Source organism: Streptomyces sp. S063, assembly GCF_002832675.1.
In the GTDB taxonomy this organism is placed as follows: Bacteria; Actinomycetota; Actinomycetes; order Streptomycetales; family Streptomycetaceae; genus Streptomyces; species Streptomyces sindenensis.
In genome coordinates, this window is the sequence record NZ_CP021707.1 from 7,443,501 (window position 1) to 7,469,012 (window position 25,512).

Genomic DNA, 25,512 nt, shown 5'->3' on the forward strand with positions numbered 1-25,512 from the left:
ATTGCCGATGACAGACTCACTGGACACGACGTCGGACCGCCGTCCGGGCGGTCGCACCGCTCGCATCCGCGCCCAGGTTCTCGATGCGGTGCGCGCCGAACTCGCTGAAGGCGGTCACGAAGGACTCACGATGGAGGGTGTCGCGACGCGGGCCGGAGTGCACCGCGCCACGGTCTACCGGCGTTGGCGCGATGTCGGCGGCCTGCTCGTCGACGTCATCGAGGCCGCCGGCGAGATCGACTGGCAGCCGCCGGACACCGGCTCGCTGCGCGGCGATCTGACAGCCCTCAACCAGGAGATCCAGGAATCCCTGGTCGTACAGCCGTCGTTCGCCGTCGCCCTGATGGCCGCCTCGTTCCACTCCGAACAGGCCGCGCGGGCCCAGACGCAGTTGTGGACGGACCGGTACGCCCAGTGCGAGATCCTCGTCGAGCGCGCCATCGGGCGCGGTGAACTCCCCGCCCAGCACACGGACGCGCGGAGCCTGCTGATCGCCGCCACGGCGCCGCTCTACCACCAGCTAGTGCTCCTGCGTGCCAATCCGGACCCGCAACTCCCGAAACGGGCCGCGGAGGCGGCAGTCCAGGCGGCTGCCGCGGGTGCCTTCTCCGTCCGTCGGGAAGAGAGCGTGTGATCGAGGAGACAGGGAGCGAACGCAAGCGCAATCAAGAGCGCGACAAGACCTGGATCACGGTCCAGTAGCCCCGCGACACGGCGCAGCAGGCCCTGACCCGGCTGCGGGCCGACCGCATCGCCGACCACATCGAGGCCCACCCGACCCTGACCCCGGCGGAGGCCGCCGCCCAGCTCGGGTACCCGGCCGGACAGGTCCGCCGCGCCACCGCCCGCGCCGAAACCGTCCTGCGCGCCCGCAACATCGCCCCGTACCTGACCGACGTCGCCGCCGCCCTCCACCGAGCCGGCTGGACCACGCAGCAGGCCGCGCCCGACGTCCAGTTCCCCGGGGAGGACCGCGTCGTCGCCGCGCTCGTCCTCGACGACGACCAGGCCCCGGCCCCCGCTCTCGTGTGGGACGAGCGGTACGGGTGGCGCACCGCCGCCTCCCGCCGCCACCCCATCACCAAGGGGGCCGTTCCCCCCTCGGAGGGAGGGGGAGTGCGCTACCTGACCGGGGGCATCACCCCGCCGCCCGGCGACGTCGTCACCGCCCTCACGACCACCGACGCATAGCCCAGGAGGCACCCGTGCACGTCTCACCCGACCCGATCACGAACCCCGAGCAGGCCGCCCAGGAGTGGGAAACCCTCCTCGACCTCATCGCGCGCGGCCTGTACTGCACCACCGCCAGCGCCCTCGGGGCCGGCCACGACGAACCGAGCGCGGAAGCGCTCACCACGGCGCGGGCGGTGGCCGACGACTACGTGGCCGCCTACGAAGAGTGGCTGGTCAAGCTCGCCGCCGACAACGCCGCGCCCTGACATGCAGGAGGGCCTGCTCTGGATCCCGTTGCCGGGATGCAGAGCAGGCCCTCCTGCATTCCGGTCCGATCGCGCCAACCTGCTGCCGAGCGGATTGGATTGGGTGATGGTGCGGGTACCTACCGTGTTTTCGCCCTGCTCAATCCTGGTGATCCTCACGCCGCTAGGAGTGATCAATCAGGCTAGCTTTCTACGGTGTGACTGACTCTCAGATTCCGGATTCCGCATCCGTCTCCTCTGTCCCCGTTTCCGCCTCTCTTGCCGACGTCCTCTTCACCGGTCAGCTAGGCACGATCCATGCCCGGTGGCGGAGCCTTTTCAGCTCCGCCCCGTTCCGTTTCCAGGAGGGGCTGACGCACCAGGAGCGAATACGCCTCAGCTATGACCGGCTCCGGCTCGTGAACCGGGTCGTCGAGGCGCCGCAGGCCCTGGCGGCTGACCCGGTCGAGCTGACCGCGATCCACTAGTGGGCCGGTGCGGTCGACCCGGGCATGGCCACGATCATCTCCATCCACTACAACCTGTTCTTCGGGAGCCTTGCCGACCACGATGCTGCCGGGCGGGACCTGGGCGAGTACGTCCGCGGGGACCGCATCGGGACGTTCCTGTGCACCGAGGTTGCCCACGGCAACGACGCCGCGCAGATGGAGACCACCGCGACGTACGACCCGGGCGGCGAGGGAGTTCGTGCTGCACACCCCGCACCCCGCCGCGGCGAAGTTCATGCCCAACACCGGCCCGGCCGGCGGGGCGAAGGGCGCCGTCGTCGCGGCCCGTCTGATCGTCCAGGGCACCGACCGCGGCGTCTTCCTCTTCCTCGTGCCGCTCAGCGACAACGACGGCACCCCACTGCCGGGCATCGGAGTCAGGCCGCTGCCCCAGACAACCAGCAGCCCTGTCGACCACTGCGCCACGACGTTCGACAACGTTCGCCTGCCGTTCGGCGCGCTCCTCCAGGGCGACCACGGCCGCCTCACCCCGGACGGGGAGTTCACCAGCGCGCTCGGCAGCTCCCGCCGCCGGTTCCTGGAGTCCATCGGCCGGGTCACCATGGGCAAACTCTGTATGACCGCCCACGGGCTCGGCGTCATGCGGCACGCGCTCGACGTCGCCATGCGCTACGCCCACACCCGCCACACCTCCGGTATGACGAAGGGGCAGCGGGTGCCCCTGATCGCCCACCGCGGGCATCACACGCCGTTGCTCGACGCCGTGGCAACGACCTACGCCGCCACCCTGCTCCAGCGCTCGGTCGTACGGCAGTGGGACCGGGCCGGCGGGGAGGACCGCGAAGCGTACGAGCGGCTGACGGCGATCACCAAGGCCTGGATCACCTGGCAGTCGAGGGCGGTCATGTCCGAGTGCCGCGAACGGTGCGGCGCCCAGGGACTGATCCAGGCGAACGGCATCGCGCTCCAGCTCGCCTCGATCGAGGGCACGATCACGGCCGAGGGCGACAACACCGTGATCCACCAGCATCCCGCACATCGACGCTGACCTCACCGACCCCGACCCCGACGCCGTCCTGGCCCAGGCCGCCCGGCCCCTGGACCTGGACCAACCGGTCGCCTTGATGTTGCTGTCCACCATCGGGCACGTCACCGACCCCCGTCGCGGCCGCCGACCTGGGCAGACGTATATGGGGCTCCTGGCAGCGGAAAGCTGTCTGGTGCTGTGCACGACGCTGGCTCCCCGAGGTCTCCGCCGCGAGCGGGTGGCGCAACCGGCTCCGGGGCAGGTGTCAGGCCAGGCGTGTGGCCCTCAGCCCGTCGAGCGGATACTCGCTCGGGAGCCTGGCGGGGTCGCCCGGCACGGTGATCTGTACGGCGATGGGCCGCGAGTTCCCCGCTGTCAGCAGCTGATCTGCCTGGGAGTCGATGTACACCTTGCCGTCCTCGTGCGTGACGTCGACACCGGACGCCACTACCTTTGCCCCGCGAGCCGTTCGCAGGTCGAACGAGATTCGGAACCTGCGTGTCTCTTTCCCCTCGCCTCCGGCCTTGCTCGCAGCGGTGACGGTCAGCTCGACGCTGTACACCTTGCCCTGCGGATCGGAGCTCTGCCACGATCCGGAGGACTTCTTCGTCACGCGGATCTCGTCGTAACTGGGAGGTACCGGCATCGGTGTAATGCATCCGGCTCCGTTCACGACCTCCAGGCCGTCGACGGGGATCTTCCCCTTCCCGATCCGCTCGGCACGGTCGGGAACGGTGCTGCCGCTCAGGTCGAGGTGGTTGACGTTGCCCGCGGAGTCAACGGCGTAGAAGTGGCCGGCGGAGTCAAAGAACGTGGCCGAGTAGGACTTCCGGGAACCGCTGGACTTGCTGGCCTCGGCAGGGGGAAAGACACCCTTCCTGAGCACGGTCTTCATGGGGTTCTTCCGGGGGTCCACGTGCAGCAGGTCGCCGTTGTCGCCTTCGACCGAGATCAGTCGGCCGTCCTTCGGGTGGTGGGCGAAGTCGTCCCACCGGCCGGAGCCCGGGCGAGGCCCCTCTGTCGCCGTCCGGGCCACCACGTCGATCATGTAGCTGGGGACGTCGGGGCCGCTCGCGACGAAGAGTTTCTTCCCGTCGTCGTCCATGTCACCGTCGTACCACTTCAGCCCGCCCGGCAGCCCAGCGACGGTCTTGTCCGAGACCGTGCCGGCCTCCACGTCGATGGTGACCAGCCGGTTGCCGCTGACGGCGAAAAGCAGGGGCTCCTTGTCATCACCCCGGTACTGCGCGCCCATGGCGGTGTAACCGTCCTTGTACGCAGGCACCTTCTCCACCACACGGGTGTCCCCGTCGATCGGGTCGAAGCGGTAGATCCGCGTGTTCGTCCTGCCTACCGCCAGATAGACCTTACGGTGCGCCATGAATTGGTTCCTTTCGGTGATGCCTTGGGTGCCGCCCACAGCATCGGTAGCTGCGCATTTCTCCGCAAGGCCACAAAGTGGTTGACCGGCGACAAAAGGTCAATCCTGATCGTTGTGCGCTCTACCGGCGCGCCTGCTCGACAGGTTCCTCGGTTCTCCGTACTACGGCCAGGTCGGCGGCCGCCAATGCCCTGATGGGCCACGTGCCGGAGTCGTCTGACCAAAGACTCCGGACCGCGGCCCAACCGGTTCGGGGTTGTTCTCCTGCCAACCGGCCGGGCGCGCGCGATCCCAGGATGGGGCCGGGACCCTGGCGACGGTCGGAGCGCAGTCGCCGACGAGCTGGAGCGTTGACGGTTTCTCCCTTTGTCGGCGCATGGCCTCGAACGTTGATCCCGTATACGGGACAGCTGGCGCCGGCAGGTGCCCAAGGCGTGCGAGAACGCGGCACCTGGAGTAACTGACTAGTACTCGCGAGTGCCATCTCTCGTAGCGTCGTATGTGGCGTGCAAAAGCCCCGGGTGCCGCGTTCAGCTCGCTCGTCCGCGCGGGACAGAGCCCTACAAGTTGGGAAGGCCGCACCGTGAAGAACCCCGACGTGCTGGTCGCCGGAGCAGGCCCGGGCGGTTGTGCCAGCGCACTGGGGCTTGCCGGACGAGGAGCCGAGGTGCTTCTGATGGACCCCGGCCCAGCCCGGCAGCCGTATCTGTCCGGTGAGTGGATTCATCCCACGGGCGTCGCCGCGTTGCGGCGTCTGGGTGTCGAGTTCGACGGCGCTGCCTGTGCGCACCATCGCGGCTTCATCGTCCACCCTCCAGACGGCGAGCCGCCCATCACGCTGGAGCACCCCGGCGCCATGGCCCTGAGCATGCCGCACCAAGAATTGACTGCCGCGCTGCTCAGGATGGTGGTCGACCACCGGGGCATTACCCTGCTGTCCGGGCACCGGTTGCTCTCGGCCACCGAGCACGGCCTCGCGCAGACCACCGACGGCCACTTCCGGTCAGCCCTCGTCGTCGGTGCAGAAGGCCGCAGCTCCGCCGTTCGCCGGGCTCTTTGCCCGACGGAAAGCGCACCGGTCAAGCTGAGCCGTACGGCAGGGATCGTGCTACCCCTCGCAACGCTGCCAACGGAGGGCTATGGTCACGTCGTGCTCGGTGCTCCGGGGCCGATCCTCCTGTTCCGCCTCACTCCCGACCGGATCAGGATCACCTTCGACATTCCCATGCCGGGGCCTTCTCGACAGACGCTGATACGTCATCTGCTGGAGGAGTACCTGCCGCACCTACCTGGTGCACTCCGGCCGGCGGCCCGGATCGCCCTGACCTCGCGGCTGGTCCAGTGGGCGTCCAACACCTACCGGCCGCGCGACTTCCACGGCCGCGGGCGCTGTGCCCTCGTGGGCGATGCCGTCGGTCACAACCATCCGCTGGCCGCACACGGCCTCTCCCTCGCCCTCCTGGACGCCGAGCAACTGGCAGAGGCTCCCCACCTGGGCGCCTACCGCCGACGCAGCCGCAGTACCTCCTGGGCTCCGACGCACGTCTCCGCTGTACTCGGCAGACTCTTCCTTGCCCCCGATGCCCTGTCGGCGGATCTACGCCGCAGTCTCTTCGCCGAATGGCGCAGCAGCCCTGTACGCGCCCGGCAGGCGATGCGGCAGCTGGCACTTCTGGACACCCGCAGGTGGCCGCTGGCGACGACCTTTGCACGCACTGCCGGACGCGCGCTGACCGACAGCGGCCAATCGAACCTCCCCGCCCTGCCCCGCCGGACCCGGGAACTGCTCGCCTGGGGCGGGTGGCTCGGTCGCACTCATCCGCCCTATACCGAGGGAGCGCCACGTGACCACGTCAGCTGACCGGCCCGGACACGGGGCAAGAACCACGCCTCCTGCCGCCCTTGAGGACCAGATCAAGCCCTGGCAGGCCATCCCTGCGCTGCCACAGGGCTCCCGCCTGCTGGGGAACTCCGTGGCCTTCGGGAAGGATCCCGTGGCTTTTCTGGAAGCGGGACGGGCGTATGCAGGTGACCTGTTCCGCTTCCACCTGCTGGACCAACAGACGGTGTTCGCCTGCGGTGCGAGGGCCCACGAAACCGTGTTCAAGGCTGCGGACAGCACGCTGAATCCGGGCGACGCCTATCCCTTCATGAAGCCCATCTTCGGCGCAGGCATCGCCTTCGATGCCGAGCCCGAGGAGATGGACCGCCAGATGGGTCTCCTGGCGCAGCACCTCACGGCGCCTCACCTCCGCCGCTATCCCGCCCTCATGGAAACCGTGATCGACGAGTGCATCGAGGGGTGGGGGCCCGAAGGGGAAATCGGGCTCGTTCCTGCGATGGCCGAGCTCGTAGCCGCTGTGAGCGGCCGCTGCCTGCTCGGTCGTGAGATCCACCGGACCATGGGTCCTGACACCATCGGCCGCTACCGCGACTTGGCGAGCGGCATGCGACTGGCCGGGCTGCTCGACGTACGGCTCCCTCTGCCGGCGTTCCGACGCAGGGACCGTGCGCGTCGGCACATTGCCCAGCAACTGCAGCAGGTCATTGACGCGCGCAGAAGATCTTCGGACGCACCGGAGCAGGACTTGCTGCAGCACCTGCTGGAGTCGCGGACTCCAAGCGGACAGCTCACGCCGGACGAGACGGTGATCGGGATGCTGATCTCGATGACGTTCGCAGGAGTGCACAACAGCGTCGGCCTCGCCTCGTGGGCGGGTGTGGTGCTCCTGGAGCAGGCGGGGATGCTGCCCCAGCTGCTTGAGGAGCAGGAGCGCGTCGTATCCCCCGGGGCCCGCTGACGGTGGAGCAGCTGCACGGTATGGAGTGGATGGGGCACTGCATCCAGGAGGCGGAACGGCTCCATCCGCCCACGATGGTCCTGATGCGCAAGGCCCGCACGCCCTTCATCCTTGAGGGGCATCACATTCCCCAAGGCACGCTTGTGATGGTGTCACCCTCCGCGGCCCATCGGATGGAGTCGGTCTTCGCCGACCCGGCGCGCTGCGATCCGACCCGGTTCGCCGCAGGCCGGGAAGAACATCTGGGTCCGTATCGCTTGATCGGTTTCGGCGGGGGCAAGCACCGGTGCATCGGGTTCGCCTTCGCGACGCAGGAAGTCAAAGCGATCTGGAGCGTCCTGCTCCGGCGCTTCGACCTGCAGCTCCTCGGCGCCCCCCACCGGCCGTCCTACTCCACGGCCTTCATCTCCGAGCCGTCGGATCCCTGCATCCTGCGCTACCGCAGACGGCAGCAGGGCTAGCCGCGGGTCATGCGACAGATCAGGGAGAACCTCATGGGCCTGTCCGCCCCCGAGAACCCGCTGGGATACGCCACCGATCGTCAGCGGTCGGCAACCGATCCCCGGTCGGCTCACCGCCTGGCACGCCAGCGTGTGCTGTCCCTTCAAGGGTCCGACGGTTCCTGGGAAGGCGAGATGTCCTGGAGCGTCATGATCCTCTCGCAGTATGTGATCACCAGGCACCTCCTGGGCAGACCGCTACCACCGGACGAAATCGATCCGATCGTGCAGCACTACCGGGTCAAGCGCCTCCGGCAGACAGGCTGGGGACTGCACCCCGCCTCCGCAGGACCGTCGCCCTACTGCACCAGCCTGGCCTACATCGCCCTGCGCCTGCTAGGCCTCGCCCCCGACCACCCCCTGTGCCGCCCCGCACGGCAGTGGCTGCGCGCCCAACCGGGCGGGGTCGCGGCTATTCCCTCCTGGGGAAAGTTCTGGCTCGCACTGCTGGGCCTCTACGACTACCGGGCCATGCACCCCCTCCTGCCCGAGCTCTTCCTGCTGCCGAAGTGGTTGCCCATCCATCCCGACCGCCTCTACTGCCACACACGCACCATCTCCCAGGCCATGACCTACCTGTACGGCACCCGCTTCCAAGGGCCGCAGGGCAGAGTCGTCGAAGATCTCCGCAGGGAACTCTTCGACCGCCCGCTGCGGCGCAGTGACCGTCACCGCATCGGCATCGACGCGGCAGTTTCACCCACCGCCCCGCTACGACTGCTCCAACGAGTTCTGGCCGCCTACGAGAACCGCACTTCCCCTGCGCTGCGCCGCCGCGCACTGGATCGCTGCCGTGCTCGGGTCGAGCACGAGCACGCGGTGACCGGACGCCTGGGGCTGTCTCCCGTTAACTCGTTGCTCGACATCCTGGTCCTGCACGCCAGCGGTGAGAGGCCCGACGAGGTCGACCGCTCGCTGACGGCCTTCGACTACTGGCGCTGGACCGACCCGCATGAGGGAACCCGCTATGCCGGGGCACGTTCCCAGACCTGGGACACCGCCTTCGCCGTCGAGGCTCTCCTCGCCGACCACTCACCCTGCCCGGACACGGGCCGGGCAGTCAAAAGAGCCGACCGTTTCCTCACTGGCGCACAGATCACCGAGGAGATCCCCACACCCCACCTGACGGCCCGCTCACCCGCCCGCGGCGGCTGGTGCTTCTCCGAAGGCGGCCATCGATGGCCGGTCAGCGACTGCACGGCCGAAGCCGTCGGCGCTCTGTTCGCCGGGGCCGGCGCAAGCCGTGCCGCCCCCTCCTTCGATGCGTCCGCCGCTACGCAGTTCCTCCTGGCCCGACAGAACCGCGACGGAGGTTTCGGCACATACGAGGCCCGCCGAGCACCGCGCCTGCTGGAGCACCTCAACCCGGCGGAAATGTTCACCCACTGCATGGTCGAGGGCTCCTACACGGAGTGCACGGGTTCGGCCGCCGTCGCCCTGGCGCAACTGCGTGAGCGCGGCGACAGCACGCAACGACAGGCATGCGAAAAAGCACTGAGCAGAGCCCGCGCCTTCCTGCTGTCCCAGCAGAAAGCAGATGGATCCTGGCCCGCAGCGTGGGGAGTCAACCGGATCTACGGCACCCTCTTCGCGGTCCGCGGGCTGCTGGCCGCAGGAGTGCCACGCACTCACCCCTGTTTCGTCCGGGCCGGCTGGTGGCTGGAGAGCATTCAGCTCCCGGACGGCGGCTGGGGCGAGGACCACACCGGCTGCATCGAGAACCGATACGTGCCTGGCGCCACCAGCCAGCCCGTCAGCACCGCCTGGGCGCTCCTCGCACTCCTTGAGCTGACCGGCAGCCGAAGCCGAGCCGTCAAATCAGGTATCGCCTGGCTCTGCGACCGCCAACTCCCCGACGGAAGCTGGCCGCAGACCGCAGTCACCGGAGTCTTCTTCGGCACCGCCATGCTCGACTACCGCCTCTACCGCGAGTACTTCCCGCTCTGGGCTCTCGGCCGCTGGCTCGCTACGCACCCCGGCCCCGAACTTCCGGTCGGCAGCCCCGCTACAACACCCCGCCTCCCCAGCGACCCAGGAGCTCGTCATGACAGCTGAACCCCAATTCGCACGCCTCCAACGTCTCGTATCCAGCCCGCACACCCGCCATCACCACACCACGGAGATGGTCACGACCTACTACGAGCTGGTCAACGACATCTGCCAGGCGGGCTGGGGCGACTCGCATCACTTTCCGCCGCTGCGGCCCCACGAAACGCTGGCCGCCGCCCAGACCCGCAGCGAACGTGCTCTCGCGGACCGCGCTCGACTCACTACGGGCCAATGGGCACTCGACATCGGCAGCGGCGTCGGCGGCCCAGCCGTCACCATCGCCCAGCACTCCAACGCCCAGGTCGTCGGCATCGACCTCAGCCACCTGCGCACCACCAAGGCCGGGAACGAGCTGCACGCATCGGCCCAGCCCTCCCGGTGCAATTCATCGAAGGCGACGCTACTCGGCTGCCCTTCCCCGATGCGACCTTCGACGTCTGCTACAGCTTCGAGGCCATCTGCCACATGCCTGACAAGCTCCAAGTCCACACGGAGGCCTTCCGGGTCCTCAAGCCGGGCGGCCGATACCTCGGATACGACTGGCTTGCCGCCGACGGCCTCGACCTGGCGGACCACGAGCGATACATCGAGCCCATCTGCCGCTACCACGGTATTCCGGACCTGGATACCCCCACCCAGCTCGACGAGCGCCTGCGTCAGGCCGGCTTTGCCGAACCACAGGTGACACCCGTCGAATCCCCTGCCGACATGCACCGCACCTGGGACCTACTCGAACGCCATGACCGACTCGCCCACGGTCTGAACGACCCGGTCATCGCCTTCATGAGCAGCGGTGCAAAAGCCCTCTATCAAGGGGCTCGCGCCGGCAAATTCACCATCGGACGATGGGATGCGGAGAAGCGCCCGGATCCTTCCGGCCTATGACCGCGCTGCTCTGCCCCGCCTGCTCCCACGCGGGACTGTAAAACGTTCGGTGTAACTCCCGATCATGGAAGATGCATCGATGACCAGCAACAACGTGACCGAGGCCGAGACCGTCGAGCCGTCTGAGACGGCGCCGTCGAAGTCCATGGACGACCGGCTGATCGACGAGCTTGTGTGTCGGGCTCAGGCCGAGGGCCTTCAGCTGACTGGCGAGGGTGGGTTGCTCCAGCAGCTGACGAAGCGACTGCTGGAGTCCGCTCTCGAGGGCGAGATCACCGACCACCTCGGCTATGACAAGCACGATCCGGCCGGGAAGAACAGCGGCAACTCACGCAACGGCACCCGCGCCAAGACCGTTCTGACCGACGTCGGCCCGGTGGAGATAACCGTGCCCCGCGACCGCGAGGGCTCCTTCGAGCCGAAGATCGTCAAGAAGCGTCAGAAGCGCCTTTCCGGCGTGGATGAGATGGTCATCTCACTCGCGGCCAAGGGCCTAAGAGGTCGTTTTCACCTTGGATGCCCGTGTATCCATCGGTTCTTGGAGTGCGGAACTGCGGTGCTGGTGGGGCTGGAGGTGTGGTTGAGGTCTGTTGGCCGGGTGGGGTGACGGCAGGGGCGGGAGGCGGTCCGTTCCTGTCTCTTCCCAGGATGTCCAGTCCTTGACGGTGTGCTTCCGTCGCTGTTGCCGTGCGCCTGGGCGCACTCCGTCCGGAGCGGTACGCCAGGAGCATGCCTACGCGACGTCCGTACCCGAGTGATCTGTCCGATGCCCGCTGGGAGCTGATCGAGCCGGTTCTTGCCGCCTGGCGGCTCGAACGCCGGGGCAGGGCCCTGGACTTCGGCCGGCCACCCGAGCACGACCTGCGCGACATCATGGACGCGATCTTGTATGTGGACCGCACCGGCGTGCAGTGGCGCTACCTTCCGCACGACTTCCCGCCCTGGAACACGGTCTACGGATACTTCGCGAAGTGGCAGCAAGAAGGCGTGTTCGCCCAGCTCAACGGCCTGCTCAGGCAACTGTTGCGGCAGAAGGAAGGACGGGACACCGAACCGTCGGCCTGCGTGATCGACGCGCAGAGCGTCAAGACCTCCACCAGCGTCCCCGCCTCCGGCCAGGGCGTCGACGCCGGGAAGAAGATCGTCGGACGGAAGCGGAGCATCGTCGTCGACACCATCGGCCTCCTGCTCGCGGTGCTGGTCACCGCGGCGAGCGTGCAGGACTCCGTGGCCGCCGGCACCCAACTCCTCGACCAGGTCTCCGCCGAACACCCCGCCATCCGCAAGGTCTGGGTCGATGGCGGCTACCGCCGGCACCTCGTGGAACACGCAGCCACACTCGGGATCGACGTGGAGATCACCGCCCGCACCCCCGGAACCAGGGGCTTCACCCCCATTCCGAAGCGATGGGCGGTCGAGCGGACCTACGGCTGGCTCATGCTCCACCGCCGCCTGGCCCGTGACTACGAGACCCTGCCCACACCTCCTGTGGGCGTTCGGGGATGAGGAGACCCGTCTGGTGATCGAGGCCGCGCACGAGTACGCGATCGTTCGGGTGTTGGAGTGGATCGAGGACGAGGTCGCGGTGATCCGGTATGGCAAGGACGGCAACTACCGTGTCCGGCCGCCCGGCGGCCTGGTCGCCGCCCGCTTCCGCCACTACGAGGCCCGATCCGGCCGACCCTTGCTCCATGACCATCTGCTTCTGTCGGTGAAGGGACAGCGCCTGGACGGGAAGTGGGGCTCCATCCACACCACGGCCCTGCACGAGAACACCGTGGCCGCCTCCGCGCTCTACAACGAGTGTGACGGGTCAGTGATCTTCAGAGGGCTGGGCTGGGCTGTTCTGGTCTGGTGTTTCGTCTTTGGGGGTGGGATTCGGGGCGGGGTGAAGTGGTTGCGTTCAGGGTGATGAGCGTGGTCTGGGGGCGTGTTCGGTTTGGTTGTTCGGGTGCTTAGCCTGCGGTCCGGTAGTTGTGTGGGATTGATCTTGGTCTTCTCGTAGGTGTGGTGGCACGCCTTTAGGCGGTTGCGTTCTCTGAGAGCTCGGGATTCCGGATGGTGCTGGTCAGTGGCGTGTGTGGGTGAGGAAGGCATGGAGCGGATCGTTCGCGTTGAGGGGCAGGCGGGGTAGTCCGAGTCGGTGGGCGATGAGGTTGAGGGCGTTGCCGGCGTCGCGGTGTGGCCGGTTCGGCAGGGTGGCGAGTGCGCGGGCGAGAGCAACGGTTTCGGGATAGGTCACCAGGTCGCGGGTCAGCAGGGCGGGGGAGGCACTGCCTGTGGTGGCCAGGTGGGGGCTGTCAGCGATCAGTGGGGTGAGGCGGGTGTGCCAGCGGTGGGTGAGGTGTTGCTGGTGGTCGTACCAGCGGGTGGTGATGGCGCGCGCAGCGGTCCAGGCGGTGGCGGCTCGGGGGTGTCGTAGGAGTCGCTGGTGTGCGTGGTGCGCGGCGGTAAGCTCCGGCACGGCCCAGGTGCGGACGGTGGAGGTGAGCCGCGGGTCGGGAGCGGCTTGGTGGTGGCGTGGGCACATCAGTCGGTGCGGCGGCCGATGAGCCCAGGCGGTGTCGGTGGCGCCGTGGCTGCGGTGGCGGGTGCACAGGGTGCAGGCGCGGACGGGCTGCTGCCCGGCCTCGAGCAGCTTCCAGCGCGCGGTGGCAGCGATGTGATGGGCCTCGTCGTGGGGGGCCAGGCGGGGCAGGGCGCGCGTCAGGTGGGGGAGGGGCGTGCGGGCGAGGACGGCGAGGTGCCTGCTGACTCTCACTTCCCTGCCGTAGATGATTCTCATTCCAATGTCATTTGGGCTGGCGCATGTTAGCTGCTGGAGCAGGGGTGATATGAGGTTGCTTCAGGCATGCCGTGAGAATTACTGATGCAGGTACATGAGAATCGCCTGTTCGCTCCGCTGAGAGTTGCAATACGATGATGCCTTAGACCTGCGGCTTTGTGCTGAGGTTGCCTCTCCACGGCTCGGTGTCGCTTGCGCCCGGGCGAACTTGCCGATCGGCGAACGGGTTGCCACCTCGCACAGGCCCCGCTCAGTGAGCGGCAGGTCAAGGCCATCGAGAGCCGGTTCGCTCCTGCTCGAGCCAGCTCTCCGAGGATGCCAGCGGCCGCGCCGAACACGCCAGTGGATCACCCAGCTTGCCTGGGATCGGCAGAGGCTGTCACTACTCTCATGGGGAGGAAGTTCGGACAATCCCCGCACGCGCGGGCCGCAGGCCGCACGAGTCTGTCTTGAGTGGCCACGGGTGCCTGAGCTGGTCACTCCCGCTCGCGCGGGCTCCACTGGGAGAGGCCGGCCAGCCAGCAGCCGGGAGTCGAGTCACTCCCGCTTGCGCGAGTTGTCCCTCTCCTGAATGTCTGTGCTGCTATCCCTGCCAAGTTCATCCCGTCTCTATGAGCCTCCCCGTCGTCGAGTTGAACTTCGAGTACATCGCCGAGGTACTGCCGCTCGCGCAGGCACGTGTTGACGGCGAGGGTCGAGTCAGCCCCGCTTACGCAGGCTCTGCACCGCGCCGGTCGGCACGATAGACGACGGACGCGAGTCAGCCCCGCTTGCGCGGGCTCCGCGTTCGAGCTTGACGTGCTGGAGATCCGTGACCCAGGGTCACTCCCGCTCGCGCGGGCTCTACGTCTTGATGCCGGTGGAGACCGGAAACCGGGAAGGGCCACTCCCGCTTGCGCAGGCTCCACTGGGAGAGGTCGGCCAGCCAGCAGCCGGGAGTCGAGTCACCTCCGCTTCGTGTGGGCTCAACAGCGGAATTACTCGCATTGAATCGGACGACGGGTCAGCCCCGCTCGCGCGGGCTCTACAGTCGCAAGACGTTGACATGGGTACCGCAACTCGAATCACTCCCGCGCGGGCTCTACGGCCGGCAGATGAACGATCGGCGAACGAGTTGCCCCCTTGCGCGGGCCTTCGTTCGGTGAGCGGAGGGTCAAGGCCATCGAGAACTGGCTTGCTCCCGCTCGAGGCGGCTCCCCGAGGATGTCAGCGGCCACGCCGAACACGACAGCGGATCATGCCGTTTGCGCGGGCTCCGCAGCGCTGTCGCCAATCTCCTGCACAGGAAGTTTCGGGTAACTCCCGCTCGCGCGGGCGCTACAACGGCAAGGTCAGCCGCATCATCGTGCCGGTTGAGTCATCCCCGCTCGCGCGGGCTGCACCCGAACTCCCTGACGAGGTCGGCGAGCGGCTGCGGTCCACTTCCTCGCGCGGGCTGCACGGATCGACTAGGGAGGAGACGCCCCAGCAGGTCGGTCCACTCCCGCTTGCGCGGGCTCTACGCTCCGAGCCTCTTGATCGACCCGAGACGGGCGGGCCACTCCCGCTAGCGCGGGCTCTACCCTTTCCGGCGGCCTGGTCGTCCGGACGCGTCCTGCGCGTTCTCTCACTTGGGTTGGTAGATGAATGGTGCCACTGCGGTGGGGTCTGGGTGGGGTGATTGAGGAACCGGCGGACTGCTTGCGGCACGTATGGGAAACGCGGCCCAGGCCGCGCCCCTTCCGTCGGGTCGGTGACGCTGATGTTCTGGGGGTGCGACCGTGGGCGTAGCTGACGGGGTCCGTGGCGACCGGAGGGAGTACGTGGTCGAGGCGGTGGGGGAGGTTGGGGCGATCTCGATGCCGTGGATGTCTGGGCGGCATGCTGCGTCCCGGCAGCGAGACCGCGTCAGGCCGGTGCCGTACCGGTGGTTGGGGCCTGTTCGGCCGGCTGGTCCAGTTGCTGCTGCCGGCGCCGTTGCTCGTTGCGGTGGTTCTCCACTTGCTGGGTGAACAGCTTTAGAGCCTCGTGCTCCTCGTCGGGAGAGAAGTCTTTGTACGGGCCGACCCCGAGGGTGAACGCATTGGCTTCCTCCTCGATAGCGTCCGCGGTCTGCAGCAGAAAGTAGCTGCGCTCGCGGTACTTGTAGTAGCCGGTGAAGGCCGCTGCCACGGTGACGGTGAACCCGATGGACACAATGGTGATGTTCTGCCACGTGTACTGATTGCGGGTGTCCAGCGCGGCGACGACCGTCGTGGCTGCGGAACCCACCGTGATGAGGTTCTGCAGGGTGTTGTGGACACGCCGGTACTTGCGGCTGTCACTCCGGTGCTGCTCGATCGTTCCGGCAACGTCCTCACGGTAAAGACTGCGCCTCTCGTGCAGGCTCGGGTAGTAGAGCGCGCTCAGAAACCGCAACGATTCGCGGTTGCTGTCCAGAGCTTCCTCAAGGTCGGACAGAGGCACACTTTCCTGAACTCTCCCAAGCACCGAGGCCGCCGTCCCCGAAAGGAGCAGCACCGCGCCGCAGACGATGCCGACGCGGACGAGGACCTGGGGAGAGTCCCACTGCAGGGCGGCCCAGACGGTGCCGGTCAGGAACGAACTCGCCGTGATCAGCACGCATATAAGCCGCAGGAGCGCTTTTCTCCGACGGCGGGCCACACCCCGCTCCAGGTTCTTCACGACGTGACGGAGGCTCTGCAGCGCGACACGCTCGTTCTCGGCAGTCTCCCGCTGATCGGCGCTTAACCGAGCCTCGGCAGTGCCCATACGGCGCGTCGCGTCGTTGTCAGGATCACGGGGCACTGCGTCTGCCTCCCTTCCTCCGTGCCAGCGGGCCAACGCCCCGGGCGGGCGGCTGCGTTAGATGTCCTCTTCCCTCGCGCCGACTGACACGGCGATGTCTACGGGTTCGACGGTCCCGGCGAGCGCGTACTGGACCGCGTTGAGTGGGCGGCCTTCCTGAGCCACCTACCACCAGCCCGACCCACTCGTCGTGCCCCGGGAACATCACGAGCGGGCGCGGCACGATCCCCTCGCCACGCGCGGCCGGGGACATGTCCTTCACGACGGCGACCATCCCACTCCATACCCGCCCCTCCACGGGACCCCAACTGTCCGCCGACCCGATCACCGCACCCTGCCACGAATACCGAGGCCGTGTCAGCGAGATGACCAGCCACCTCCCCGCCGGATGCAACCCGTACCAGATCCGTGACCCGCACCGATGGGAAAGTCCGCCCCCACGCCCGTCGGCACGACTGCTCACCCCACCCCATCGCCCCGTCCAGGCAAGGGCCGCTGCTGGACAACCAGCGAGATCGATGGCACGTCCGGCGGCAGCGCCCATTCGACAACATGCAGCCCGGCCAGCTCGATCACCTCCTCCGGGATACCCAGCCGATGCAGAGGCGTCCGGCCGTGACGGGCCAGCCAAGCCCGGCGCCGCTGCTGCTCCGCCGTACTGAGATGAGCCCACACATCGACCATCACCCCAGGCGGCACACCAGGAACTGGCAAGGCCCGGCGGCGCGCGTAAGGCAGGTTGGCCGGGTCGTCGGCGAGCGCGACCAGACACCAAGCGGCCTCGTGGGACAGCGCGGGCCCGTGGTCGGCACGCAGACGGCGGGCACGCCACCGCCAGCGCGGTGCTAGCAGCCAGCGAATCACCGACAGCGAGACGGCCCGCTCCCGAAACCCTTCGGCCTTGTCCCCGCCGCCGCTCATTGCGCCGAATGTTCGTCGCGTGAGGTGCTCTGCTCCAGCTGAATCTCTCGTTTACGCTGCTCTTCTTTGATCCTCTCGACCGATCCGGCGTAGAGAACGAGCCGAGGACCCTCCTCCAACCCCACATACTCACCGAGCTGGAACGCGCTGGCATTGTAGTTCTTCTCGATCTCATCCGCCGTCGACTGTGAAGTGGTGCCGCGCTCCCTGAACTTGAAATAACCGGTGACCCCGGCAGAGATTCCGACGAAAGCACTCAACGACGAGGTGAAGATCGCCATCAGCTGGTTGGATCCCTGGTTCATCGCCGTGAGGGTGGAAACCACGATCGATCCCGTGATGATCACGAGCTGGAACAAGTTGTGCACGCGCCTGTTGCGGCCCGCCTGCGCCCGGTAGGAGGCGATGACGTCGAGCGAAGCCTCGCGGTAGACACGCAGCCCTGATGTCGTGTCAAGAGGCAGTCCGGCCGCTGCCGTCTGGCGCTCCTGGAGCGCGTCACGGAAAGCACTTGCCTTGGTCGCCAGGGTCTTGTGGTTGCGGTACAGCCAGTAGGCGCACGCAACCCATAAGACATTGACGATGGCCAGGGAAACCCACCGGGTGAACCCGTCGTTCGACTTCCATAGGCCAATAGCAACGGTGTACCCGAGCACACCTGTCAAAGATAACGCCCCTGCGAGAATCAGCCATCCGATCCTCTGAAGCGCCTTCGCCGCCCTCAGATCCGCTTCTTTCATGCTGTAGGAAGCGAACTTCGCTCTGTACTCCTCATGTGGATCAGATGGCAAGTGACTCTCCCCCGGGATACGCGAACATCCGAAGCTACGAGGCGTGACGAAGGAGCTGCAACGGCGCGTTGTGACGGGTGATGCCCAATGCGGCACCAGCTGGCCAGAGGAACGAATGAGAATCAAGTAACTCAGGACAGAGCCAGCGCCGGCACATGTTCCCGAACCCAAGCACTGCCACGCGCCACAGAAGGGCAGAGGTATCACCACGAGCTCACAGCCCATGTGCAGCGCTGGTTCACTCCCGCACATGCGTGCTCTACAGCACCGCGACCAGATCGGGGACGGACGCCGCCGGAGCACCCCACAGGCTTTGGGGATGTCCGGCTCGACTGCGGAGAACCCCCGCTGGCTCGGCCCTACCCGAACCGGGTGAGCTGACGCGAGTCATTCCCGCTCGCGCGGACTCCGCCCCACGCTGGACAACAAGACCTACTCTCAGCGCGCGACACCCCCGCTCGCGCGGGCTCTATGACCTGTGGGCCGGGTCCGGGCCGGTCGTCGTGGTGACACCCCCCTCGCGCAGACTTTGCTACGCCAGGGCTCCGAGGTCTGGCTCTCCGGCGGGCACTCGCTCGAAAGGGCTCTCCCCCGAGACAATCGTCGTCGACCGGGGCAAGGTCGCGTCACTCCTGCTCGCGGGCGCTCCGCAGCGCGGCGGCGACTGTTCTGGACAAGGCGTCCGAGGTGCTCCCGCTGGCGCGGGCTTCAGCCGATGGGACCGCAGTGCGGGGTGCGGAAGAGCACGTCACCGCCGCTGACGCAGGCACTTGCGGGCCACTTTCACGCCGCGAGTTCTACCACGCAGGCATTGACGTCACCACCACGCCCCTTGGGTCACTTCCGCTCGCGCGGACTATTTCTCACCTGCACTTCTCTGCTGTCATACCTGCCCAGTCCCCCCGTCCCTACGAGCTGGCCCCCGTCGTGGAGTTGAACTTCGAGTACCTCGCCGAGGCACTGCCGCTCGCGCAGGCACGTGTTAACGGCGAGGGCCGAGTCAGTCAGTCCCCCTCGTGCGGGCGCTACGACCCTGCCAGCGGCCTGGCGCTCCTTCTCGCCGAGCCAGCCCCGCTCGCGCGGGCTCTACCGCTTCCCCCTGACACACACCCAGCAGACCGCCGAGTCAGCCCCGCTCGCGCGGGCTCAGTAAGAGATGCCTCGAGGTGGCGGGGTTCACCTCCCACTTGATTCGGCGCTAGACCCGTGCCCATGGCTCAAATCTCCGCGGCCCACACCCGCTCGCGCGGGCTCCACATGCAGTCCTCGTATCGAGGCGCCCCTGCTCGCGCGGGCTCTAGCCCACGCTGGACAACAAGACCTACTCACAGCGCGCGGCACCTCCGCTGGCGCAGGTACGTTAACGGAGAGGGCTGAGCCAGCCCCGCTTTTGCAGGCTCTACACGCGCCGGTCGGCACAACCGACGACGGACGCGAGTCAGCCCCGCTCGCGCGGGCTCTATGTCTCCCATAGGCGGCGCTCGGTGCGCCGGTTTGAATCAGTCCCGCTCGCGCAGGCTGTCACGCGGCCAGCAAGGACATCGTCGGCTACCGGGTCGCGTCATTCCAGCTCGCCTGAGCTGGACTCGAGGCAGGGTAGGCAGCTCGCTGGCACTCTCTGATCGTGCGGGCTCTACGACGAGGAGACGTAGTCCCGCCTGCCCAACACCGAGCACTCCTGCTCGTGCTGGCGCGGGCTGGCTCCACGGCAGCAGCCATGTCGGGGGTGCGGATGCCGACGGGTCATCCCCGCTCGCGCAGGCTTTACAGGCGCCGGTCGGCACAACCAACGAAGGACGCGAGTCAGTCCCGCTTGCGCGGGCTCTACCTCGATGACATTCAGGTCGGCGGCGCGGTGACGGAATCAGTCCCGCTCGCGCGGGCTCTTCGCGGCCTGGGGTGCGTTGCGGGTCTGGCCGTACGAATCAGCCCCGCTTGCGCGGGCTCTACCCTTTTTGAGCTGGGCTTTCTCAGGCGCTTTGCCAGTCATGCTCGTGCTGGCTAGTCGAATGATGCCACAGAGGTTGAACGCCAGGTTGGGTTCTCCGCCTTTTCCGCGATCTTGCTCTGGGGAGGTCGGTGGGGTGGCAGCGTGGAGGAATGGGAGTTGTTGAGGATGTTCGGTTTGAGGGTGTTGATCTTCGTCCGTGGGGGAAGTTCGATCGCGCGACGCGGATGGTGTACTCGCTGCTGTTCCACTTGATCGATGTGGGGGCGGTGGCTGGGGTGTTATGGGACCGGTTCCTGACTCCGAGCCAGCGCGAGGTCATCAGCACAGGACTCAGCATGTCGCAGGAGCGGGCGCGTGCACTGGTGTCGTTTCTGGCTGCCATGCATGACATCGGCAAGCTGATCCCGTACTTCCAGTCTCTCGAACCCGTGGCGCAGATACGGCTGGGGGAAGACCTGCTGGCGGACGCGGGCCGTGTGGTGGAGCTGCCGCACGCGCGCGCGTCGATGCATGCGGGTCTGCATTTGCTGGGCGAGCTTGGATTCGAGCTCGCTGGTAACGACAGCCCCGCAGTCCGTGCTGCGCAGTGTCTGGGCGGGCATCACGGCCGGTTTCTGCAGCTCGATGTTGACGGAGCAGCCTCCGCTCACCGGGTGCAGACTAGCTTGGGCGGGCCGGGGTGGCAGGATCTGCGCCGCCGCTACACCCGCCTGCTCTGGCACCTGTTCTGTGCCGATGCGGCTCCCAAGCAGATGACGGTTGAGGCTGCGGTGTTGATCACGGGGCTGACGATGGTCGCTGACCGGGTCGCGAGCCAGCGCCGGTACTGGGTACCGAACGCACACACTCCGTCCTTCGGCGCCGCGGAACATCACAGTCAGGCCCGCCGGCAGGCTGAGGAGGAAGTTGAGCGGCTCGGCCTTGCCCGCTTTTCGTTGGATTGCGTCCCGTTTACCACTGCCAACCCGGGACTCGTGGAACCGAATGCTCTGCAGGCTTCCGTGATGGAGGAGTTGCCGCGTCTGGTCGTCGGGCGGGGGAGTGGCATCGCGGTGGTCACCGATGCGATGGGGGCGGGGAAGAGTGTGGCCGCCCTGGAGATGGCGCGGATCTTCAACGAGCACTGCGGTACGCAGGGGGTGGTGTGGCTGCTGCCGTCAACTGCTGCCGCCGACCAGGCCTACGAGGTCCTGGACCGGTACGTGCGCGCACACCGGCCCGAGTACGCTCCGGTGACGCTGGTGCACCACCACAGCGATCTCAACGAGGCTTACACCCAGCGGAGTCTTTCCCCGGAGGACGCTTCCGTCCTGGACGGGCCGCCCGACGGCCCGTTCGCTGACGATCAGGACGGGCTGTTCTCCGACGACGAGAGGGAGTGCGGGCCGGGGGCAGCGGGCCCGGACCGGTGGCTGCGCGGACGGGACAACGTGCTCCTGGCCCAGTACACCGTGACCACCATCGACCAGGCCCAGATGGCCGTTCTCCCGGTCCGGCACAGTGCTTTGCGCATGCTGGCTCTGTCGGGCAGGACGGTCGTGGTCGACGAGGCCCATGCCCTGGATGCGTTCAGCCAACTGCAGTTGCTGCGTCTGCTGCACTGGCTGGGAGCCCTGAACAGTCCGGTTGTTCTGCTGTCGGCGACGATGCCCGCATCCACAACGGCCGAGCTGGTGCGGGCCTACCTGTCCGGAGCGGGCCGCACCGGACTCCATGGCGTTCCGTTCGCGCCCGGCTATCCCGGCTGGCTGTTCGCGGACGCGGCCACAGGCACCGCTCACCTCATGCCCGAACCCGCCCGGGACCGGCAACGGGCCGCTCAGCGCAGGACCGCCCGGATCCGTACCCGGCCGGTCATCTACCGTCGCCTGGGCCAGACCGGCCGTGGCGTGGAGGCCGGGGAGCGCCTGGCCGTGATCGCCGACACCCTTCAACCGGTGATCCACGACGGCGGGTGCGCGGCGGTGGTGTGCGCGACCGTCGCTGATGCGCAGGACACCTACGCGTACCTGCGCAGCATCTGGACCGGCCCGGCCCACGACCTGGTCCTGGTCCACTCCCGGGTGGGGGAGCGGCGACGGCAGAACACCCTGGCAGACCTCCGCCGCGAACTGGGGCCCACAGGCCCGCGTCCGCTGCGGCGCGTCGTGGTCACCACCAGCCTGCTCGACATGAGCCTGGACATCGACGTCGACGTGATGGTCAGCGACCTCGCGTCCGCGGCACGCCTGCTGCAGCGCCTGGGCCGCCTGGGACGGTTCACGCGCCGGTGGGCCGGCCAAAGCCGCCGCCCGGTCTGGTGGGACGGTGACGACAGCCCTGCCCTGACGGTGCTGCATCCGGTCAACTCCCGCGGGGCTACCTCACTGCCACCCGGCTGGGGCACGATCGAACCTCCTGTCACCCTCCACGAAACCGCCCGGCTCCTGCCGCAGCTGGAGAAGCAGCCGCTCGTCGTGCCCGACGACGTGCAGGCCCTGGTCGAACAGGTCCACGGCGTCACATCCGGCTTCGCCGCAGAGACGGCGCGTCTTCAGCGGATGGCTGCCGCACACCGGGGGCGGACCAGCTGCCTGCAGCAGCTCAGCGCACTGCACCTGGTGCCCCCGCCGAAACGGGTCTCCTCCCTGGCCGACCTGCACCGCCAGTACCTCACCACCGCCCAGGCGGCTACCCGCCCAGATGTCCTGCCCCGCCGCCTGCTGCCCTGCTACCGCACCGCCGACGGCCACCTGACCCTCGACGCCGCCGGTCTGGTTCCGCTGCCGGACCAGGAGCATCTCAGCCCCCGCCACCTGCGCAGCATCCTGGAACACACGGTGCCCGTCCCGGCCGCCTGGGCAGCCCGCGCCGGAGCCCGCCACCAGCCGCCCGCCAGCTGGAAACAGCACCCCCTGCTCACCGACACACTGCTGCTGCCCACCCAGCTGGTCACCCGGGAGAGTGAACGTGACCGGGGTGAGCAATTCGGCCATCACTGGCTGCGCATGGACGACGAACTCGGCCTCATCCACCACAAGCAGCAATGATCACCGTGCGTGAAGACCACCAGCGAAACTATTACGCCACTACTTGATCGTCGTACTTTCTCACCGGCAGTGAGGTGCCGTCGCGACGTGATTCGCTGTGCTCACGCACCGCCGAACACCCGGCCGCACATCGCACACCGTTCCGCCCCACAAGGGCCCGGTGACGACCCATGCCGCAGACGCCTCGCGCGCAACTGCTCGCGGACACCCTGCTGCCGCCTCCACCACACGGAGAACCCCGAGATCTTCTTGAGACCGGCTGCCGACCTCTCCTGCGGGCCCGCTTCCGCCGCACCCGCCTCATCACCGAAAAGACCTCCCAGTGCCATCATCACCCTCCTCCGCCGCTACGTTCAGCGCAGCCGACGACCCCTGGATCGACACCCGCACCGGCCCTCACTACAGCCAACGAGGCCTGCGGGACCTGTTCCTGAACGCCCACACCATCGACGACCTCGCCCTGCCCCACCCCCCGGCAGCCTCAGCTCTCCTGCGGATCGCGACCGCCATCACGGCCCGGATCACCGGCCTGGACGATCCTGAACTCACCGCCTCCCAGTGGAACGCCCTGCGCCGTACCTGCCTGAAGCAGGGCCGGTTCACCCCGGACGCCGTCCACGCCTACTTCGACCAACACGCCTGGGACGCATTCGACTTGGTCCGGCCCTGGCTGCAGGAGCCCGCGCTGCGCACCCAGTGCGACCACAGCAGCGGCATCAACACCTTCGTGCCCGGGCGCCCCGCCGGGAACAACCTGGCCTGGTTCAGCCCACACGGCCACCACACCGCCGAGCCCGTGCCCACCGCCGAAGCGCTGCAGATCCTGCTCATCCACCACTACTACGGCCGCTCGGGCCAGTGCACCCCCCGCACCGTGGACGGGGTCACCACCGGAAGCCAGAACAGCGGGCCCCTGCGCTCCAGCGTCTCCTTCCACCCTCTGGGCCGCACCCTGCACGAAACGCTTCTGGCCGGTGTGCCGGCCTTCACCGGCGACGAACAACTGCCAGGCACCGACGCCTGCCCCTGGGAAGAGACAACTCCCAGCCCGCAGAACCCGTCAACTCTGGTGACCTGGCCCGGCCGGCTACTGACCGGACAGAGCCAGCACGCGATCCTCCTCGTGCCCGGTCCCGGCGGGAGCACCGTCACCGACGCCTACCTCACCTGGGCCACCAAAGAGCCCGAGGAAGCCGAGGAGCCCAAAGAGCCCGAGATCAGCACTGATCCCTACCTCTCCTACCGGTTCATCACCGAACGCAAGAGCGTCACCCGGCGCCGCACCAAGAACCGCGCTGATGCGTCCCGCGCGTGGTGGCGGGAACTGGACACACTGGTCCTAGCCCCAGACGAACACGGCACATATGCCCGACCGGCCGTCTTCGACACCCTCAACGACCTTCCTGAGGACCTGCGGCGCAGTCTGCGGATCCGCGTCCACGGATTCGATCAGGACGGCAAGGTCATCGACCGCCAGTGGTACACCGCGATCACCCCGCCGCTGCTGAACTGGACCCAAGAACACGACCCGGCCAAAGCCCAGCGCATCGCCGAGTGCTGCCGGGAAGCCGAACAGACCGCACAACGGCTCGCGACCGTCGCAAAGAAGGCCTGGAAGACCGCCACCCACAGCGGAACCTCCAAGACCACGTGGGCGAACAAGGCCCTGGCCCGGTACTGGCCGAAGGCCGAGACAGTGTTCTGGCGGCTGCTGGACGAGCCCGAGACCGACGCACCCGCCGCCTTCGCGGCCGCGGCCGCGGCCGCTCTGCGGGACGTCACCGAAGCCGCCCGGATCCGCCACAACTCCGCAGCCCACGCCGTCGCCCATGCCGTCAAGGGCCTCCACCGCCGACGGCGGCCCTCAGCACCCCGAAAGACCGCCTGATGCCCACCACCGCCGAACACCGTGCCTCCTGCGACGAGTTCGTCACCCACATCCACGACCTGTGCGCCGAACCCGGTACCCGCGTCCGCCTAAGCCGGGGGAGAGGCCGACCCGTCGAGGAATGCGCCCCCATGGACCGCTATCTGGCCCGACGTACCGCGCACCGGGCCGGGCGCCGCGCCTACTACACCGTCGCCAGCCTCATCGCGACAGCAGGCCCCCAGACCCACACCCCAGGGGTGCGCCCCGAACCGGAAGACCCCACCGTCCTCATCACCGCAGGAGAAAACGCCGCCGGCACTCCCGGCGCCCCTCTCGTTGCCCCCACAAAACCGGCCCCCGCTCCGTCGGCACCCGACGCCGCCACATGGTTCGCCCGGCCGAACCTCGGCGCCACCCTCGCCGCCGCCGTCCGCACCGCCGGACACAGCGCCGGCCGCACCGAGGACACTCTGAGCGTCCTCACCCGCCTGAGCGACGACCAACTGCACCGCCGCCTGCCCTCCACCGTCACACGGCTCCTCAAGGACAACGTCACCCCCGACTGGGGGTCCTCCTCTACGACCTGGTGCAGCGCCCCTACCAACGTGACCAGGTCGGACTGCGCTGGCGCGACGCCTTCTACCTCGCCACCCCCGAACCCCGGCGCCCCTGATCCTCCCGCCTGAGAGCAGCCCCGCTGCTGCCTGCCGGTAGCCACCGGCCAGACACCCCTGGCGCAGGCCCCGGGCGGTTCCCGTCCCGACGTCCGCCCGGCCCCGGGACTCGGACCACCCCCGCCCAGGCCCACCACCTCCGCCAGCACAGCACAGACAGGCCTTGGCCCTCC

At 68.0% G+C, this 25,512-nt stretch carries 17 protein-coding genes and 5 pseudogenes; 17 read left to right on the top strand and 5 right to left on the bottom strand.

All coding sequences use genetic code 11. From position 1 onward, the window contains the following. Positions 1–7: 7 nt before the first annotated feature. The 5 genes and pseudogenes from CCZ36_RS33845 to CCZ36_RS36190 form a co-directional block, all read left to right on the top strand. Entirely contained in the window at positions 8–634 is a 627-nt protein-coding gene (locus CCZ36_RS33845; RefSeq protein WP_128819295.1) for a TetR/AcrR family transcriptional regulator, read from the top strand. A 254-nt stretch (positions 635–888) separates the two neighbouring features. Continuing rightward, positions 889–1,191, top strand: a complete 303-nt coding sequence (locus CCZ36_RS36185; RefSeq protein WP_237302871.1) for a DUF6292 family protein — start codon at positions 889–891, stop codon at positions 1,189–1,191. 14 nt (positions 1,192–1,205) lie between these two features. Next, positions 1,206–1,439 carry a hypothetical protein gene (locus CCZ36_RS33850; protein WP_069735839.1) on the top strand — a complete coding sequence of 78 codons (234 nt, stop codon included), beginning with the start codon at positions 1,206–1,208 and terminating at the stop codon, positions 1,437–1,439. Between the two features lie 197 nt (positions 1,440–1,636). Then, positions 1,637–2,915: pseudogene (locus CCZ36_RS33855) on the top strand (acyl-CoA dehydrogenase family protein); the annotation flags it as partial. 49 nt (positions 2,916–2,964) lie between these two features. Continuing rightward, positions 2,965–3,063, top strand: a pseudogene (locus CCZ36_RS36190) (SAM-dependent methyltransferase); the annotation flags it as partial. Positions 3,064–3,180: 117 nt separating this feature from the next. On the opposite strand, the gene CCZ36_RS36195 reads toward CCZ36_RS36190, so the two are convergent. Further along, positions 3,181–4,296, bottom strand: coding sequence for a DUF6923 family protein (locus CCZ36_RS36195; RefSeq protein ID WP_069735838.1), 1,116 nt, complete (start codon positions 4,294–4,296; stop codon positions 3,181–3,183). A gap of 583 nt (positions 4,297–4,879) precedes the next feature. On the opposite strand from CCZ36_RS36195, the gene CCZ36_RS33865 reads away from it, so the two are divergent. The 9 genes and pseudogenes from CCZ36_RS33865 to CCZ36_RS33905 all read left to right on the top strand — a co-directional run bounded on the left by CCZ36_RS33865 (position 4,880) and on the right by CCZ36_RS33905 (position 12,443). Then, entirely contained in the window at positions 4,880–6,157 is a 1,278-nt protein-coding gene (locus tag CCZ36_RS33865) for an FAD-dependent oxidoreductase (RefSeq protein ID WP_164873582.1), read from the top strand. Then, positions 6,141–7,097 carry a cytochrome P450 gene (locus CCZ36_RS36335; protein ID WP_164873583.1) on the top strand — a complete coding sequence of 319 codons (957 nt, stop codon included), beginning with the start codon at positions 6,141–6,143 and terminating at the stop codon, positions 7,095–7,097. The genes CCZ36_RS33865 and CCZ36_RS36335 overlap by 17 nt, the downstream gene beginning before the upstream one ends. Positions 7,098–7,099: 2 nt before the next feature. Beyond that, on the top strand, positions 7,100–7,558 hold the full coding sequence (locus tag CCZ36_RS36340) for a cytochrome P450 (RefSeq protein WP_128819298.1): 459 nt from the start codon (positions 7,100–7,102) through the stop codon (positions 7,556–7,558). A gap of 9 nt (positions 7,559–7,567) precedes the next feature. After that, positions 7,568–9,652, top strand: a complete 2,085-nt coding sequence (locus CCZ36_RS33880) for a prenyltransferase/squalene oxidase repeat-containing protein (RefSeq protein WP_079149454.1) — start codon at positions 7,568–7,570, stop codon at positions 9,650–9,652. 67 nt (positions 9,653–9,719) lie between these two features. Continuing rightward, a pseudogene (locus CCZ36_RS37080) lies at positions 9,720–9,995 on the top strand (SAM-dependent methyltransferase); the annotation flags it as partial. Continuing rightward, positions 9,878–10,531 (top strand): class I SAM-dependent methyltransferase, encoded by a 654-nt coding sequence (locus CCZ36_RS33890; protein ID WP_128819299.1) that lies wholly within the window; start codon positions 9,878–9,880, stop codon positions 10,529–10,531. The pseudogene CCZ36_RS37080 and the gene CCZ36_RS33890, both read left to right, overlap by 118 nt. A gap of 145 nt (positions 10,532–10,676) precedes the next feature. Further along, positions 10,677–11,027 (top strand): annotated as a pseudogene (locus CCZ36_RS33895) (transposase); the annotation flags it as partial. 233 nt (positions 11,028–11,260) lie between these two features. Beyond that, positions 11,261–12,013 (top strand): annotated as a pseudogene (locus CCZ36_RS33900) (IS5 family transposase); the annotation flags it as partial. A gap of 37 nt (positions 12,014–12,050) precedes the next feature. Then, positions 12,051–12,443 (top strand): relaxase domain-containing protein, encoded by a 393-nt coding sequence (locus tag CCZ36_RS33905; RefSeq protein ID WP_164873584.1) that lies wholly within the window; start codon positions 12,051–12,053, stop codon positions 12,441–12,443. Positions 12,444–12,599: 156 nt separating this feature from the next. Here the strand turns inward: CCZ36_RS33905 and CCZ36_RS34980 are convergent, their stop codons facing one another. The 4 genes from CCZ36_RS34980 to CCZ36_RS33930 all read right to left on the bottom strand — a co-directional run bounded on the left by CCZ36_RS34980 (position 12,600) and on the right by CCZ36_RS33930 (position 17,764). Beyond that, positions 12,600–13,292, bottom strand: a complete 693-nt coding sequence (locus tag CCZ36_RS34980) for a hypothetical protein (protein WP_164873585.1) — start codon at positions 13,290–13,292, stop codon at positions 12,600–12,602. A 1,911-nt stretch (positions 13,293–15,203) separates the two neighbouring features. After that, positions 15,204–16,103, bottom strand: coding sequence for a DUF4231 domain-containing protein (locus tag CCZ36_RS33920; protein ID WP_237302787.1), 900 nt, complete (start codon positions 16,101–16,103; stop codon positions 15,204–15,206). A 459-nt stretch (positions 16,104–16,562) separates the two neighbouring features. Beyond that, entirely contained in the window at positions 16,563–17,024 is a 462-nt protein-coding gene (locus tag CCZ36_RS33925; RefSeq protein WP_128819302.1) for a hypothetical protein, read from the bottom strand. Then, positions 17,021–17,764 (bottom strand): DUF4231 domain-containing protein, encoded by a 744-nt coding sequence (locus CCZ36_RS33930; protein WP_164873586.1) that lies wholly within the window; start codon positions 17,762–17,764, stop codon positions 17,021–17,023. The genes CCZ36_RS33925 and CCZ36_RS33930 overlap by 4 nt, the downstream gene beginning before the upstream one ends. 2,151 nt (positions 17,765–19,915) lie before the next feature. On the opposite strand from CCZ36_RS33930, the gene CCZ36_RS33935 reads away from it, so the two are divergent. The 3 genes from CCZ36_RS33935 (at position 19,916) to CCZ36_RS33945 (ending at position 25,351) form a co-directional block, all read left to right on the top strand. Continuing rightward, complete coding sequence (locus tag CCZ36_RS33935) at positions 19,916–22,795, top strand: CRISPR-associated endonuclease Cas3'' (protein WP_128819304.1); 2,880 nt, start codon at positions 19,916–19,918, stop codon at positions 22,793–22,795. Between the two features lie 322 nt (positions 22,796–23,117). After that, positions 23,118–24,683, top strand: a complete 1,566-nt coding sequence (casA, locus tag CCZ36_RS33940) for a type I-E CRISPR-associated protein Cse1/CasA (RefSeq protein WP_237302788.1) — start codon at positions 23,118–23,120, stop codon at positions 24,681–24,683. Beyond that, a complete protein-coding gene (locus tag CCZ36_RS33945) occupies positions 24,683–25,351 on the top strand; it encodes a type I-E CRISPR-associated protein Cse2/CasB (protein WP_128819305.1) in 669 nt (222 codons plus the stop codon). Before casA ends, CCZ36_RS33945 begins: the two co-directional genes overlap by 1 nt. Positions 25,352–25,512: the final 161 nt, after the last annotated feature.

Coding starts and splice junctions, on each gene's coding strand:
- CCZ36_RS33845 (WP_128819295.1), top strand. CDS start 8: ATGACAGACTCACTGGACACGACGTCGGACCGCCGTCCGGGCGGTCGC.
- CCZ36_RS36195 (WP_069735838.1), bottom strand. CDS start 4,296: ATGGCGCACCGTAAGGTCTATCTGGCGGTAGGCAGGACGAACACGCGG.
- CCZ36_RS33880 (WP_079149454.1), top strand. CDS start 7,568: ATGCGACAGATCAGGGAGAACCTCATGGGCCTGTCCGCCCCCGAGAAC.
- CCZ36_RS33890 (WP_128819299.1), top strand. CDS start 9,878: ATGGGCACTCGACATCGGCAGCGGCGTCGGCGGCCCAGCCGTCACCAT.
- CCZ36_RS33925 (WP_128819302.1), bottom strand. CDS start 17,024: ATGAGCGGCGGCGGGGACAAGGCCGAAGGGTTTCGGGAGCGGGCCGTC.
- CCZ36_RS33930 (WP_164873586.1), bottom strand. CDS start 17,764: ATGAAAGAAGCGGATCTGAGGGCGGCGAAGGCGCTTCAGAGGATCGGA.
- CCZ36_RS33935 (WP_128819304.1), top strand. CDS start 19,916: ATGGGAGTTGTTGAGGATGTTCGGTTTGAGGGTGTTGATCTTCGTCCG.
- CCZ36_RS33945 (WP_128819305.1), top strand. CDS start 24,683: ATGCCCACCACCGCCGAACACCGTGCCTCCTGCGACGAGTTCGTCACC.